Annotated in this window: 14 protein-coding genes; all 14 read left to right on the top strand. The window is 44.4% G+C overall.

Annotated features, from left to right (window positions below; all coding sequences use genetic code 11):
- The first annotated feature begins 4 nt into the window (after positions 1-4).
- The gene (locus tag K6T91_05220) at positions 5-1,543 is read left to right on the top strand and encodes a (Fe-S)-binding protein (protein ID MCL6472196.1); all 1,539 of its coding nucleotides are present in this window, start codon (positions 5-7) and stop codon (positions 1,541-1,543) included.
- A complete protein-coding gene (locus K6T91_05215) occupies positions 1,540-1,911 on the top strand; it encodes a cytochrome C (protein MCL6472195.1) in 372 nt (123 codons plus the stop codon). Before K6T91_05220 ends, K6T91_05215 begins: the two co-directional genes overlap by 4 nt.
- Before the next feature lie 66 nt (positions 1,912-1,977).
- Positions 1,978-2,703, top strand: coding sequence for a 4Fe-4S dicluster domain-containing protein (locus tag K6T91_05210; protein MCL6472194.1), 726 nt, complete (start codon positions 1,978-1,980; stop codon positions 2,701-2,703).
- Positions 2,704-2,714: 11 nt separating this feature from the next.
- Positions 2,715-3,977 (top strand): polysulfide reductase NrfD, encoded by a 1,263-nt coding sequence (nrfD, locus tag K6T91_05205; GenBank protein ID MCL6472193.1) that lies wholly within the window; start codon positions 2,715-2,717, stop codon positions 3,975-3,977.
- Positions 3,978-4,058: 81 nt separating this feature from the next.
- The gene (gene dsrA, locus K6T91_05200) at positions 4,059-5,237 is read left to right on the top strand and encodes a dissimilatory-type sulfite reductase subunit alpha (GenBank protein MCL6472192.1); all 1,179 of its coding nucleotides are present in this window, start codon (positions 4,059-4,061) and stop codon (positions 5,235-5,237) included.
- Positions 5,238-5,333: 96 nt separating this feature from the next.
- Entirely contained in the window at positions 5,334-6,410 is a 1,077-nt protein-coding gene (dsrB, locus tag K6T91_05195) for a dissimilatory-type sulfite reductase subunit beta (GenBank protein MCL6472191.1), read from the top strand.
- A gap of 12 nt (positions 6,411-6,422) precedes the next feature.
- Entirely contained in the window at positions 6,423-6,674 is a 252-nt protein-coding gene (locus K6T91_05190) for a hypothetical protein (GenBank protein MCL6472190.1), read from the top strand.
- 100 nt (positions 6,675-6,774) lie between these two features.
- Positions 6,775-8,460, top strand: a complete 1,686-nt coding sequence (locus K6T91_05185; protein MCL6472189.1) for an FAD-dependent oxidoreductase — start codon at positions 6,775-6,777, stop codon at positions 8,458-8,460.
- Between the two features lie 164 nt (positions 8,461-8,624).
- Positions 8,625-9,899, top strand: coding sequence for an aminotransferase class III-fold pyridoxal phosphate-dependent enzyme (locus K6T91_05180; GenBank protein MCL6472188.1), 1,275 nt, complete (start codon positions 8,625-8,627; stop codon positions 9,897-9,899).
- Positions 9,900-9,932: 33 nt separating this feature from the next.
- On the top strand, positions 9,933-10,385 hold the full coding sequence (locus tag K6T91_05175) for an SRPBCC family protein (protein ID MCL6472187.1): 453 nt from the start codon (positions 9,933-9,935) through the stop codon (positions 10,383-10,385).
- A gap of 47 nt (positions 10,386-10,432) precedes the next feature.
- Positions 10,433-10,978 (top strand): CDP-diacylglycerol--glycerol-3-phosphate 3-phosphatidyltransferase, encoded by a 546-nt coding sequence (pgsA, locus tag K6T91_05170; GenBank protein MCL6472186.1) that lies wholly within the window; start codon positions 10,433-10,435, stop codon positions 10,976-10,978.
- A gap of 97 nt (positions 10,979-11,075) precedes the next feature.
- Entirely contained in the window at positions 11,076-11,738 is a 663-nt protein-coding gene (locus K6T91_05165) for an MBL fold metallo-hydrolase (protein ID MCL6472185.1), read from the top strand.
- 26 nt (positions 11,739-11,764) lie between these two features.
- Positions 11,765-14,269, top strand: a complete 2,505-nt coding sequence (locus K6T91_05160; GenBank protein MCL6472184.1) for a mannose-1-phosphate guanyltransferase — start codon at positions 11,765-11,767, stop codon at positions 14,267-14,269.
- Between the two features lie 77 nt (positions 14,270-14,346).
- Entirely contained in the window at positions 14,347-15,747 is a 1,401-nt protein-coding gene (locus tag K6T91_05155) for a phosphoglucomutase/phosphomannomutase family protein (protein ID MCL6472183.1), read from the top strand.
- Positions 15,748-15,947: the final 200 nt, after the last annotated feature.

Genomic DNA, 15,947 nt, shown 5'->3' with positions numbered 1-15,947 from the left:
TGAGATGGCAGATATAACAAAAGAACAATTAATTACTTCTGCGCCTAAGAAAAAAGAGAGAGAACCGGTACCAAAGCTAACCGGCAAAATAAAGACACCAAAAATAGTTACGGGTGCCGCGTCTCACTATAAATGTCACGTTGCTAAGCCAGAAGTACAGGAGAAGCTGGGGTTCCCTGGTGAACTGGTTGATAACTGGCAGGAAGCCGCCATTCGTAGAATGGGTGAGCTTCTTGAAAAGTACAAATCGCTTCAGGTATATATGGATATTTGTGTAAGGTGCGGTGCTTGTACTGATAAGTGCCAGTTTTTCTTAGGAACAAAAGATCCAAAAAATATGCCCGTGGCAAGGGCGGAGTTATTTAGAAAAGTTTACCGAAGGTACTTTACGAGAGAAGGAAAGATCTTTGGAAAAGTTGCAGGAGCCGTTGATTTTGACCTTGAGCTGCTAGCCGAATGGTATACCTATTTCCATCAGTGCTCACAATGCCGCAGGTGTTCGCTATATTGTCCATATGGAATTGATACTGCGGAGATATCGATGGCAGCAAGGGAAATCATGGATTCTATCGGGCTCGGGCAAAAGTATGTAAACGAGATTATCGGTAAGGTCTATGAGATAGGTAATAACTTGGGAATGAGCGGACCAGCTTTGCAGAATGCGATAGAATTCGTCGAGGAGGAGATTGAAGAAGATACAGGAATTCCGGTTAAACTTCCTATGGATGTTGAGGATGCCGAGGTTCTTCTTGTTACACCATCGGCAGATTTCTTTGCCTCGCCACATATAGAGTCGCTGGTGGGATATGCAAAAGTATTCCATCAGGCCGGAATTAGCTGGACCTTGAGCTCAACAGCTTCTGAGGCTGGAAACTTTGGCATGTTTATCGGAAACTACAATGCGATGCAAAAGATTGCATCGCGTATTAAAGATGCGATATATGAGCTAAGGCCAAAGCGTCTGATTGTGGGCGAATGCGGTCATGCATGGAGGGTTGCCTACCAGTTTTGGAATACACTGATAGGTCCATTTGATACCTTAAATCCTAAATATCCAAGGCCTCAGCACATATGCGAATTCACTAATGACTTGATAGACAAGGGTGCTTTAGAAATCGACAAATCTGCAAATGATGAATTCGTGGTAACGTTCCATGATTCGTGCAACGTAGCGCGTGCGACTAGAATGGGTGACAAACCCGGAGGTCAGTTCGATATTCCAAGGGAATTGATTAAAAAAGTCGTCAACAAGTATGTCGATATGCCGGCGGAAACTATAAGGGAGAAGACATTCTGCTGTGGCAGTGGAGGCGGCCTTTTGACCGATGAGATTGTAGACCTGCGGGCAAAAGGAGCTATGCCGAGAATGCAGGCGCTGCATTCTGTAATGGAAACACATGGTGTGAACTTCATGGCTTTAATATGCGCGATTTGCAAGGCGCAATTTACAAAAATCATGCCGATGTATGGAGTTCCAATGGAAACTGCTGGTGGAATTCATCAGCTTGTTGGTAGGGCTTTAGTACTTGGAGCAAAGGAATGAAAATGAAAGCGATAGGTGCATTTGTAATTTTTGCCGTTATTCTAGCGTCGCCGTTTTTGGTTGCAATAGGTAACGGACAGATACTACAAGGGGCCGTACAGCCAAAGCTTGAGCTTCCAACAAATGCAACGAAATGTGTGGAAGATACCGCGTATATGCGTGCCAACCACATGAATATATTGAAGGAAGAGAGGGAGCGGGCTGTAAGGCTCGGAATCAGGACTAAGAAGCACAGCCTTAAGAACTGCTTTACATGCCACACCGATAAGTCAAAGTTTTGTGATCGGTGCCATAATTATGCAGGCGTGAAGCCTACCTGCTTTGTTGAAGCCGGCGGTTGCCATTCTGCACCGACTTCAAAGAAGTAGGAGCTGAGTAGAAATACTCCTTTAAGACAAATGGATGTGCTTGAAGATTAAGGAGAAGATCAAGCGATGGGAATGGACAGAAGGACATTTCTTAAAATTGGAGGAGCATTTGCTTTAAGCTCTATTATAGCTCCCGGCGCGCAATATTTGGTCACGGCGCAAGAAGAGAGCCCGAAAGGCGAGTCGAAGTCAAAGACCAGATGGGCAATGGCGGTAGACCTCGATAAATGCACGGGATGCAAAGTATGCGAAAGAGCCTGCCGGGAGGAAAACAACGTGCCTTCATGGGGTGATCCGAGATATGATGCGTATTGGCTAAGGGTTGCGGATATAAAGCAGGAGCTAGAAGGCACTCAGGAAAGGCATTTGCCGATCATGTGCCAGCATTGCGATGACCCACCTTGTGTAGAGGTGTGCGTAACAAAAGCATCATTTAAGCGAAAAGACGGGATTGTTCTTGTAGATGAGCACAAGTGTATTGGATGTAGGTACTGTGTTTACGCATGCCCGTATAAGGCTAGGTCTATTATCTTCAGGAAGAATGAGAACATAACAAACGCCAATGTTCCTGCGATGATGGTAGGCGTTGCAACAAAGTGTTCGTTTTGCGTACAAAGAGTCGATGAGGGCAAAAAACCTGCATGTGTAGAGAAGTGCCCGCACGAAGCGCTTACTTTTGGGAATATGAATGATCCAAATAGTGAGGTAGCGAAGATAATTGCTACTGGAAACGTAAAAGTTCTAAGGCCTGAGAAGCGCGTAGGCCCTGGAGTATTCTACAAAGGACTATAGGTGAGGCGGATATGGCTAAGTATTATTTCGCACCGGTAAAAGCTAAAGGAGCCAAATATTACTGGGTAATGGGAATCCTGGGTGCCCTAACGCTAGGCTGGCTTATAGCTTCTTACATAAGGTTTATAGGCGGCCCGTATCTTACCGGTTTGAATCATCAAGTAACATGGGCAGGACCAAAGGTTGTCTTTGTACTCTTCGTTGGCTTGAGTGCAGGATCGTTTATTATATCGGCGCTATCTGCCGTATTTGGCCAGAAAGAGTATAAAGTACTATCAAGAGTCGGAGGATTTTTAGCGGTATTGTTTATCCTGGCCGCGCTATTGCTGCTTATTACTGACTGGGGTAGACCGGACAGGCTCTTTATAGTGTTTGATCCAAATAATATTAACCCGACATCGATGCTATCGCTAAACGCGTTCTTCTATACGACGTATATGGTCATAGGCATCTTTTATCTATGGGCGCAATTTAAGGAGCACGACAGGGCGATGACAGGGCTTGCAATAGCGGCTACAGTAGCGGCTGTTTTTGTTCATACAGGTACTGGATTTATTTTTGCTATCGCAAATGCGAGAGAGATGCTGTTTACGCCGGTTGTTCCAATAGCATTTGTTGTCGCTGCTCTGTCATCAGGAAGCGGTATGATCATGAATGTTTTGTATTTTACATTTAAATTGACCGGAAGATCGGTAGATGTCCGCTTCTTCAGGCAGTTAAGCAAGGTAATGCTTGGATTGATAATCGTTGTTATATATCTCATGGCCGTTGAGCATCTGATGCACCTGTATGTACCTGAGCACAGAGAAGGCGAGCTTTTCGTATTATTCGGTGAGCATGGAGGACAGTTCTTCCAATGGGCATTCTGGGGTGGCCTCATAACTATAGGCGGTATAGTACCGGTCTTCTTACTGCTATATAAGCGCACAAAAGATAATCTTAAGTGGATTCTAACTGCAGGCGGGCTTCACGTATTTGGAGTGCTATGCGAAAGAATGCTTATCATCCTGCCAGGTCAGATGCTGCCGATCAGTATTTTACCCGGTTATCAGATAAGTAGTGCATTTGGCGATGGTAAGATATGGAATTATCTACCATCCGGTTATGAATGGATGCAGCTAATAGGCATTTTTGCATTCGTGGCATTCGTCTATATCTTAGGTTTGAGGATGCTACCTTTGCTACCGGTTGAGGGTAGGTATGTATCGGAGGGTAAGCCAAAGGTAACCGAACTTGATGAAATCGTCGAAGCAGAATTAGTTGGTAGTAGATAAGCCTATTAGATAGAGATAGGTATGTATAAGTTAACCGATAAGCAAGTTAATTTGCGCAACAAAGAAAAGGAGGCTAAGTAAATGTCGGACCTAAAGACTCCACTCTTAGATGAGTTGGAAAAGGGAGCATGGCCAAGCTTCGTAAAAGATCTGAAGACTATGGCCGACAAAAAACCCATGGTCAAGGACTTGCTAAGGCAGCTTGAAAAGTCCTATACCGACAAGAGAGGCTACTGGAAACATGGTGGCCTGGTCGGAGTAATGGGTTATGGTGGAGGTGTTATTGGAAGATACTCGGCTCTACCTGATGAATTTCCTGGGGTATCGCACTTCCATACCGTCCGTGTTAACCAGCCGTCGGGTTGGTTCTACACCGCTGATGCTCTAAACGAGCTACTTGATATATGGGATGAGCATGGATCAGGACTTCTTAACATGCACGGATCAACCGGTGACCTTGTGTTTCTTGGAACAGTTACTGACGAGCTCGAACCTACTTTCAGGGCTCTAACAGCAAAGGATTGGGATCTGGGCGGTTCTGGTTCTGACCTTAGGACACCGAGCTGCTGCGTAGGCCCCGCAAGGTGTCAAAATGCTTGTTATGATACTTTGGCTCTAACATATGATTTAACCCATAAGTATCAAGACGAGCTTCACAGGCCAATGTTTAACTATAAGTTTAAGATTAAAATGTCTGGTTGCCCAAACGACTGTACGGCTGCTATAGCAAGGTCAGATTTGGGTATTATCGGAATCTGGAAAGACGATATCCAAGTAGATCAGGCTGCGTTTGCAGAGTACGTTGACTCAGGTATGGATATTCAGGGTGCTGTAGTTGATAAATGCCCAACAAAATGCATAAGTGTTGAGGGCAAGGAGATCAAAATTGACAATAGCGACTGTGTGAAGTGCATGCACTGCATTAACACGCTACCAAAGGCTCTTAAAGTAGGAAAAGAACGTGGTGCAGCTATCGTTCTTGGTGCAAAGGCTCCTATTGTTGAGGGTGCTCTCTTCGGTTCGGTCATGGTTCCATTCATGAAAATGGACGACTTTGAGGAATTGCACGACCTTATCGAAAGAATATGGGAGTTCTGGGATGAACACGGCAAAAACAGAGAGAGAATCGGTGAGTGTGTTGAGCGTGTTGGCCTAGCGAACTTCATAGAGGGTATCGGTCTGGAGCCAATACCGCAGATGATCAAAGAGCCGAGGGATAATCCATACATCTTCTACGAGGAGTATTACGAAGAAGAGTAGACTTATATGAAAGCATGCAGGTGGTTAATTGAACGCTAGCTAAGTCTACGGGATTTAGATAAGCATTAATATTTTATGAAATGGGAGGTAAAATAAATGTCGACAACGACAGAAAGAAGAACGGATATAGGCCCACCGCATTATGAGCAGTTCTTGCATCCAATTATCAAGAAAAATTATGGCCAGTGGAAATATCATGAGATATTGAAACCAGGCGTGCTTGCTCATACTGCGGAATCTGGCGATGTGATATATACAGTGCGCGCCGCTTCCCCAAGGTTGATTTCAACTAACTTTGCGAGGAAGCTAACGGCATTAGCATCAAAGTATGCTGATGGTTACCTGAGGTTTACCAGTCGAAACAATGTTGAGTTCCTGTTAGCCAACAAGGACAACATTGATCCGTTAATTAATGAGCTAAGTGAGTTCACTCTAGTAGGTGGGACTGGCAAATCGATATCAAACATTGTTCATACTCAGGGCTGGGTGCACTGCCATTCATCAGCAACCGATGCATCTGGTTTGGTTAAGGTTGTTATGGATGAACTGTCAGATTACTTTACATCAATGAAGCTTCCGCACAAGGTAAGACTTGCGGTGGCATGCTGCCTTAACATGTGTGGCGCTGTTCACGCATCTGATATTGCAATCCTTGGTGTTCACAGGACGCCTCCGAGGATTGATCATGAATCGCTTCCGAATCTCTGCGAGATTCCGACAACTGTTGCGTCATGCCCGAACAACGCAATAAGGCCAACCTCAATCGAGGGAAGGGCAACGGTTAAGGTTGATGAAGATAAGTGCATGTACTGCGGCAACTGCTACACAGTGTGCCCGGCAATGCCAATTGCAGATGCATTAAATGACGGTGTATCGATCTGGGTTGGAGGAAAAATCTCTAACGCGAGGACAGAGCCAATGTTTACCAAGTTGGCAGTTCATTACCTGCCGAATAATCCACCGAGATGGCCTGAGGCTACGGAAGCAGTAAAGAATATTGTTGAAGTATATGCCAAGAACGCAAAACCATATGAGCGTGTTGGCGAGTGGATACACAGGATAGGGTGGCCGAAGTTCTTCGATCTTACTGGTATTGAGTTTACCAAGTACCATCTCGATGACTTCAGGCACGCCGGTACGACCTACAAGAGGTCGCTACAGAATAGGTATTAGGAGGAATTTAACATGGCTGGAGAAATTTCAATTGAGCAAATTGCTGATGAAATGTATCAGCTAGTTGCCGAAAGTGCGGGGCAGAAGAAATTAAAATCAACTGACCTGACAAAAGCAATGACATCAAAATACGGGGACAAGGTGTCCAAGCAGGATTGCAAGGATGCTATAAAGATGCTTATTGACTCCGGCCGGTGTGTATATGGCTACTATGGCGGAAGTTCAATAGAGCTTCCGCGCGTAGAAGGCTCTGCAAATCAATAAATAGCTCGCTTAGGCGAACACACACTGGCAATAGGTCAATGATTTTGAACCAAGCCTTGGGTGAGGTGTGGTATCGCCTGAGGTAAAAAAGGAGGGAAATATGGCGGTAGTACTTAAAACGAGAAAGCGGCCGATTGGTGCAGTTAGCTATAGCCGTCAGGGCGAAGATGCATATTTGCGTCCGCAATACAACGAAAAAACTCCGCCTTGTAAGAATGCCTGCCCGAGCAGCAATGCGATAAGATCGTTTTTAACGTCGATCGCCCAGACCGAATATTTCGGTAGAAGCTACGAGCAGTCATATGAGCAGGCATGGAGGATATTAACCGATACAAACCCGATGCCGGCTACCTTAGGGCGAGTTTGTCCGCATTTCTGCGAGAGCGAATGCAATAGGAAAGAAAAAGATGAGGCCGTTTCAATAAACCAGATAGAGAGATTCCTTGGCGATTACGGTATTCAAAACAATCTAAAGTTTGAAAAGATAACAGATGAGTCGCGTTCAGAGAAGGTAGCGGTTGTAGGTTCCGGTCCGGCAGGACTCTCCTGCGCGTATCAACTTGCAAGAAGGGGTTACGCTGTAACTATCTTCGAGGCATTCGATAAAGCTGGTGGTATGTTGAGGTATGGTATTCCAACATACAGGCTGCCAGACGATATTCTTGATGCCGAAATCGCAAAGATTCAAGAACTTGGCGTTGAGATTAAGTACAACACAAAGATCGGCAAGGATGTATCCTTAGATGATCTAAAGAAAGAATATAAAGCTGTATTCCTTGGTATCGGTGCGCATGTAGGATGGAACCTTGGCATACCTGGCGAGGAAGGCGAAGGCGTTATGAACGCCGTAGAATTCCTGCATAAAATTAACGCAGGCGAGAGTATCGATCTCTCAGGTAAAAAAGTTCTTGTAATCGGCGGTGGCAACAGCGCGGTTGACGCTGCAAGGGTATCCCTTAGGTTAGGAGCTACTCCGCAGATTGTATACCGTAGGACCAAAGAGGAAATGCCTGCACTTGATGAGGAAATCAAGGACACTGAGGATGAAGGCATTCATATTGAGTTCCTTGCTGCTCCAGTAGAAGTAATTCGCGATGGTGATAAAGTAACCGGGTTGAAGTGCATAAGGATGGAGCTTGGTGAGCCGGATGCAAGCGGGCGCCGCCGGCCAGTTCCGGTCGAAGGCTCCGAGTTCGTTATAGAAGCGGATATGGTTATTCCGGCTATAGGGCAAGGTCCGGACTTCACAGGTCTTGAGAGCTTTGATGAGAATGGCTGGATTACAACGCAGAGTGCGTTTGGCCAGACAAATGACGAGGCAGTATTTGCAGGCGGTGACGTCACTAACAAGCTTGGAACGGTAACCGAGGCAATCGGCCTTGGCCATAAAGCAGCGAAAGCAATCGATGCCTACATTAAGGGCGAGGACCTGCCGAAGGAGTATCTGCCACCGGTTGTAAGATATTCAACTATGGCAATGAGTTACTATACGAATATGCCACGGGCTGAGAAATCGCATATAGCAGTTGCAGACCGGATAAGCAACTTCAACGAGGTTGTATCTACGCTTACCCAGGAAGCTGCCAATGCTGAAACCGAGAGGTGCCTAAGCTGTGGTATGTGCTTCGATTGCGGAAATTGCTATAACTTCTGCACGTACAGTGTGTTCAAGAAGTTGCCCGAAAAGAATGAATTCGGGCCGCGCTACAAGATGAACCTCGATGCCTGCGTAGGCTGCAAGAAATGTGCAGAAGAATGTCCTTGCAACTACATCGATATGCAGTAGTGTAGTTAGACAAAAGAAATTAATAAAAGCCTGCCTTAAAATTAGGCAGGCTTTTCTTCTTTGTCGAGAAATCAGATATAATATAAAGGAAAGAAGCCAGGATTCATAAACCAAAAGCTAACCTAAAAAACGGAAAAATACCAAGGGGGCGCGACTTGAAAGAAATGATTGAAGATATCGAAGGGATATCAATAGAGGAAGCTGATAAATTGGTAGAAGAAACTCTTGATAAATACGAAAGGTATGTCAACCCTGGTTTTGCACAATTAATGAGAATCTTGGGCACCACGCTTGAAGTTAAGACAGAAGGTGCCTATATGTACGATGTTTATGGGCACAAGTACCTTGATTTTCTAAGTGGACATGGTGTTTACAATTTAGGATATTGCCATCCTAAAGTAGTTAAAGCTGTTGAAGACCAGATAAAAAGAATTGCTCAGACAAGCGCGAGAACAATATTGAACAAACCGATGGCAGACCTATGTGAATTATTGGCAAAAGTAACACCGGGTGAGCTGACATACACGTTCCTGTGTAACAGCGGAACTGAAGCAGTTGAGGGCTCTTTAAAACTTGCAAGAGCCGCTACGGGTAAGACACAGATTATCGCAGCGGACAACGCGTTCCACGGAAAATCGCTTGGCTCATTAAGCGCAACAGGAAGACCTGCCTATCGCGAGCCTTTTAAGCCGCTTATTCCAGAGGTAGATCATGTTCCGTTTGGGGATATCAATTCGTTAAGAGCTGCGATTAACGATAATACCGCAGCCGTTATACTTGAGCCGGTTCAAGGCGAAGGTGGAGTCAATGTACCGCCTAGCGGTTATTTAAGGGCGGTAAGGCAACTCTGCGATGAGACAGGGGTCTTATTAATTCTAGATGAGGTACAAACCGGTTTTGGCAGAACCGGAAAGATGTTTGCCTGTGAGCATGAAGGCGTTACTCCTGATATAATGGCTCTTGCAAAAGCGCTTGGAGGTGGCGTTATGCCAATCGGAGCTTTTATAGCAACTCCAAAAGCGTTTGCTCCATTTGTAGCTGATCCGCTTCTTCATACATCGACATTCGGAGGTAATCCGCTTGCCTGCGCCGCAGCAATTGCTACAATTAACGTCATTTTAGAAGAAGATTTGCCGAAACAGGCCACAGAAAAAGGCGAATACATGCTCTCAAAACTTTATAAGCTTAAAGAAGATTATCCAGATGTATTAAAGGATGTGCGTGGGCAAGGCTTATTGATTGGCATTGAGTTTGCTGATGAAGGGCTAGCAGGAAGCACTATCTACGAGTTGGAGCAAGAATATATACTTGTGCTTCATATGCTAAACAATCCAAAGGTAGTTCGATTGGAGCCGCCCCTTATTATTACATATGAGCAGATTGATTTCATGCTTAGCAGCCTAAAGCGGGCAATGGAGCAAGCCAGAACATTATTATAATGTATATCTCATCTAAGGCTTAGGAGGAATAATATGCCACTAGTTGAAGAGACCATCGAGATGAGCATAGATCCGTCAAAACTCTTTCCAATAATCACGGATTTTGAGAAGTATCCAGAGATTATGGAAGACGTAAAAGAAGTAAACATACTTGAGAGGGGCGATGGCTGGACAGTATCGGAGTGGATAAACGAAGTAGATGGGCGTGTAATTAGGTGGATCGAGAAAGATTTTATTAAACCAGCAGAAAACCGGATTGATTTTGAGCAAATCGAGGGTGACCTCAAGATAATGAAAGGGTTCTGGCAGCTTGAGAATCATGGGTCGGTGACAAAAGTTATCTTCAGTATCTACTTCGAGTTTGGAATCCCGATGATCGCACCTTTGATTCACCCGCTGCTTGCAAAGAAGCTGCGAGAGAATATGAAACAGATGCTGACTGATTTGAAGAAGAGGGCCGAGGATAAGACACAGGTAGAGGCATAATAAAGCTATTAAAAATTAATTACCTGCTTAGAGGTAAGCTACATCTCATGCTAAATGTACCCAACATATTAACCCTATTAAGATTACTGCTAATACCCGTCATTACCTATGTTGCATTAGGTGCAGCAGGGATTAGTTGGCTGGCAGCGCCGGTGTTCGGAATAGCTGCATTAACCGATTGGCTTGATGGAATTGCTGCCCGGAAGCTGAATCAAGTCACGGAATTTGGAAAAATCTTCGACCCGGTTGTTGACCGGATATTTATTGCTTCCGTTCTTTTAATCCTCTATATAAAAATAAGTTCACATGTCCCGCTTTGGGCAATCCTTATTGTAATAGGAAGAGATTTAGTTATGGTTTTAGGATGGGTATATATAGCTAACCTGGGTAAACGGATAAGGGTTACCTATGAAGGAAAGCTTGCTACCGCTGTATTGATGTTATCCGCGTTTATATTGCTGATTAATGTAGGTCAAACCTTCGGTTGGATAACGAAGATAGGCGTCTTATTGTTTTACGTTGGGGTAGCTCTCTCGCTTAAATCTGGCTTAAATTATCTGAAGGTCGGTATAGCTGCCATAAGGCATACCTAGATACGTATATTAAATCTAGCGGCAATAGAGTTAGAATTGTAAACATAACCCTGTAACACGCATAATACTTATCATACAGCAAAGGACAGGTGATTTTATGGGCAACCAATCAAACGAAAGTGCGCAAATTACCTGGTTTGGGCACTCCATGTTTTTAATTGAAGATAATCGAGGGATTCGAATCATAACTGACCCGTACCAGGAATATACAGGATACACCCCTCCTAAGATTTCGGCAGACATAGTAACAATAAGTCACCATCACCGCGACCATAATAATATCTCGACTATCAACGGCTCTCCAGAGGTTATAGACAGCATAGGGAAATTTAATATTAAAGGTATCCTTATAGAAGGAATTCCATCCTTCCATGACGAAGTAAGAGGTAAAAAGAGAGGCGAGAATATCATATTTAAGTACAACGTAGGCGGCATAACATTAGCGCATATGGGCGATTTTGGGCAACCAATTACAGATGAGCAAGTTGGTGCATTGCTGGGCGTTGATGTATTAATGATTCCTGTTGGCGGTGTTTATACAATAGATGGTAAAGAAGCAGCTAGGGTTGTAAAAATTATAAAGCCAAAGATTGCTATACCAATACATTATAAGACAGCACACTGCGCTTTTGAAATAGATACAGCTGAACCGTTTCTAGAGGAGATGGATGTTGTTAAGCGCAAAGGCAGCACTATAGAGCTTTCCGCAGCAAATATTCCCAGAAATACAGAGGCTTGGATAATGGAATATGTACAATAGCTTATTATCATAACCAGGAGGTAGTTATGAAGGCAGTAGTAATGGCTGGTGGTGAGGGTAGTCGGCTTAGGCCTTTAACAAGTAACCAACCAAAACCAATGGTTCCGATTCTGAACAGGCCTTGCATGGATTATATCCTTGAACTACTTCGCGAGCACGGGATTGTTGATATTGTCGCTACACTTCACTTTCTTCCGCAGCTGATAAAGAACTATTTTGGTAAAGGTGCTGACCAGGGCGTAAACCTGAACTACTCCATAGAGGATTTTCCACTTGGCACGGCAGGAAGCGTTAAGGAAGCAGAGGATTTTCTAAATGAGCCTTTTGTTGTTATAAGTGGAGATGCGCTAACAGATTTTGACCTTAGCTATCTTATCGATTATCACAAAAGGAAAGGCGCAATGGTGACAATAGCGCTTAAAAGTGTTGAAAATCCTTTAGAGTTTGGAGTTGTTATCACGGAGGAGTCGGGTCAGATCGAAAGGTTCTTAGAGAAGCCTACCTGGGGTCAAGTTTTTAGTGACACCGTGAACACCGGAATCTACGTGCTGGAGCCGGAGATCTTTAAATATATACCAAAAGGAGAGCCTTTCGATTTTAGTAAGGACCTATTCCCAATGCTTTTGGCAAAGGGTGCGCCGTTATATGGTTGCGTTATGGACGGCTACTGGTGCGATATTGGAAATTTTGAGCAATATATGCAGGCGCACAGGGATATTCTGGATATGAAAGCGAAGATTCAGCCTCCCGGTATCCGTATGAGGGAAAATGTTTGGATAGGCGATGGTGCCGATGTTGACCTTTCCGTAGATATATCGGGCCCTGTGGTAATCGGCCAAAATGCAAAGATAGAGCCGGGTGCGGAGCTTGACGAGTACTCGGTAATTGGAAATAACGTGGTCATGAAAAGTAAGGCCCATACGCACAGGAGTGTTATCTGGGACAATGCATATCTTGGTTCTCAATCGCATATACATGGTGCAGTTGTAGGCAAGAACTGTGATATAAAAAATGGCGTTCGCATTGAGGAGGGAGTAGTGGTAGGTGACGACTCTGTAATTGGCGAGGGTGCTGTCATCAACCATGATGTAAAGATTTATCCGTTCAAGAGAGTCGACGAGAGTGCTGTGGTAAATACTAACTTGATTTGGGAATCCAGGGGCATGCGAAGCCTCTTTGGTGCAAAAGGGGTAAGCGGCCTGATAAATATCGATATAACTGTGGAGCTTGCCATGAAGCTGGCTATGGCATATGGCACTACATTAAAGAAGGGCTCCTCAGTAGTTGTTAGCCAGGATGCCAGCCGTGCCGCACGTATGATAAAGAGAGCTATGATTGCAGGCTTAAACTCGACCGGGGTCGACTGCAGCGATTTAAGGATTGCCCCATCATCGGTGAACAGGTTTTTGATTCAGACTGGGCAGGAAGTCGGCGGATTGCACATAAGGACATCGCCGTTTGATCAGCAATCAATGGAAATACATTTCTTTGATTCACACGGTATTGATATCAAAGAGGGCTCACAGCGAGATATTGAGAAATACTTCTATCGCCAGGACTATAGACGGGTGTTCTTTTCGGAAATTGGGGAGACAAAATTTCCGCAGAGGTCAATTGAGATATACAGAGATTCGATATTGCGTGTCGTTGACGCTGAAAAGATTAGGCAGAGGCGATTCAAGGTTGTGGTAGACTATGCATATGGAAGCACAACTCTGTTAATGCCGCATTTGCTCGAGAAGCTAAATTGCGATGTGGTGGGTTTAAACACCTATACAAGCGAATATAAAACGACTTTATCGCCTGAGCAGCTTGGCGTCGCGGTTCAGCAACTATCAAGGATAGTTGAAACTTTTAAAGCAGACTTTGGCATAATGATAGACAGCGGGGGTGAAAAAGTCATGCTTATTGACGACCGCGGACGGTCGATTTCACCCGATGACGCTCTTCATTTATTCATTTATTTGACATGCCAGCATGAAAAGGATGCAGGGAAGATTGCGGTTCCGCTTACAGCATCATCGCAAGTTGAGGACATAGCGGCAAGCTTTGGAAGAGATGTTCTAAGAACTAAGGTAAGCGCGAGAGCGATGATGGAGGCAGCCCTTCGAGACGATGTGATTTTTGTAGGCGCACAAGGAGGGGGCTATATATTTCCAAAATTTCTGCCGGCTTACGATGGAGTCGTAACATTCTTTAAGCTAATGGAATATCTCGCATCTTCAGATAGACCGATTTCTGAGCTTGTGGCGAGCTTGCCGACATACCATTTGGCAAGCGATAATACATTTTGTCCCTGGGATAAAAAAGGGCTTGTCATGAGGCGCATACTTGAAGTTGCTAAAGACTATCAAACAGAGATGATTGATGGTGTAAAGATATATAGCGACGGTGGCTGGGGGCTTGTCCTGCCAGACCCGGATGAGCCGATCGTTCGTATTTATGCTGAGGGAAAAACACAAAAAGATGCCGATTATGAAGTGGAGAAGCTAATTAAGTTCGTGGATGAAGTAATCCAGGCCGGAGAATAAAAAGTGCCGAAATTGGAAGTGCCGAAGTAATTTTAAGGCAGTTGCTTAATGAACTTAGACGAACAGGAGATCATATGGTGGATACTGTCATAAAATTTGGTACAGATGGTTGGCGTGCGGTAATGAATGATACATTTATATTGCCAAACGTTCGGATAGTTGCTCAAGCAATTGCAGATTACCTTATAGAAGAGAATCTTCAGGACAAAGGGGTTATAATCGGATACGACACGCGTTTCTTTGCAGAGCAGTTTGCTAACGAGTGTGCCTCTGTAATGTTAGGAAACGACATCCCGGTATATATGCCGAGCCGTGCAATGCCTACTCCCATAACCGCGTATTCTATAAAGATATATAATACCGCTGGAGCGATTATGCTTACAGCGAGCCATAATCCACCCGAATACAATGGCATAAAATTTATTCCTGAATATGCGGGGCCTGCGAGTCCGGAGATAACAGGCAGAATCGAAAAGCACATTTCATCCATCCAGGAAAGCGGGCGCATACTGACTTCCCCACTTGATGGAAATGGGAAACTGCGAAAAGCAGAACCGTTTCCAAAATATATCGAGCATATAACAAATCTTGTAGATTTCGAAAAGCTAAGAGAGGCGCGACTCAAGCTGGTACTTGACCCAATGTATGGAGCTGCTCAAGGGCTTATGGATGTGCTGCTTGCTGAGGCAGGATGCTCAGTAGAGACGATACATAACTATCGAGATGTCTTGTTCGGTGGATCGTATCCCGACCCAAGCGAAAGGCACCTTGCAGAGCTTAAAGATGAAGTGATAAAGATAAAAGCAGACATGGGGCTGGCCTTGGATGGAGATGCAGACAGGTTCGGTGTGGTGGATTATGATGGGACTTATTTGACAGCAAATCAGGTTTTAAGCCTTGTGGCGGTTCAGCTTCTTAAAAACAGAGGCATGAAAGGAATTCTCGTTAGGACCATTGCAACCACGCATCTTCTAGACAGAATAGCAGAAGCATTTGGCACTGAGGTAGTTGAAGTGCCTGTCGGCTTTAAGTATATCGCACAAGTTATGATGCAGAGACAGGTGGTTTTGGGTGGAGAAGAAAGCGGTGGCTTGAGTATCCAGGGTCATATACCAGAAAAGGATGGGTTGCTTGCAGACCTACTACTAGCAGAAATAGTAGCCCATGAGCAGAAGCCGCTAACTGAGATAATGGAAGATATATATTCTACTTACGGCAGATTCTACACGCAACGCATTGATGTTCATATTACACAGGAACGCAAGGATGAACTGCTAAAGAGTTTAAAGGAAAGCCCACCACGGGAATTAGTAGGCGATAAGGTTGTGGATATAAAAACAATTGATGGGGTAAAGCTTGTTCTAGAGAGCGGGGACTGGGTTTTAGTAAGGCCATCAGGAACCGAACCATTGATTCGAATATATAGTGAATCAAAGGAAAAAGACCGGTTTAAGGATATTGCGAGCTTGCTGATGTAATTACCTTCAGGCCTGGAAGTTTTAAAGTACAAAAGTGCCAATGTCTTGTATTCTTTGACCTTGGTACCTTGAAAATTATCATATAAAGACTTAACCCAAACCTAGGCTCACACATTACTAAAGTATCCCAATACCGTGGTTTTCATATGACCGTAGGTCTACTAGTACTACCAAACCATTATTGCAGGTTATTGCATATT

The organism is Bacillota bacterium (assembly GCA_023511485.1).
Lineage (GTDB): Bacteria > Actinomycetota > Aquicultoria > Aquicultorales > Aquicultoraceae > CADDYS01.
Note: the sequence above shows the minus strand (reverse complement) of the source record. Positions and strands in the feature narration are given on the sequence as shown.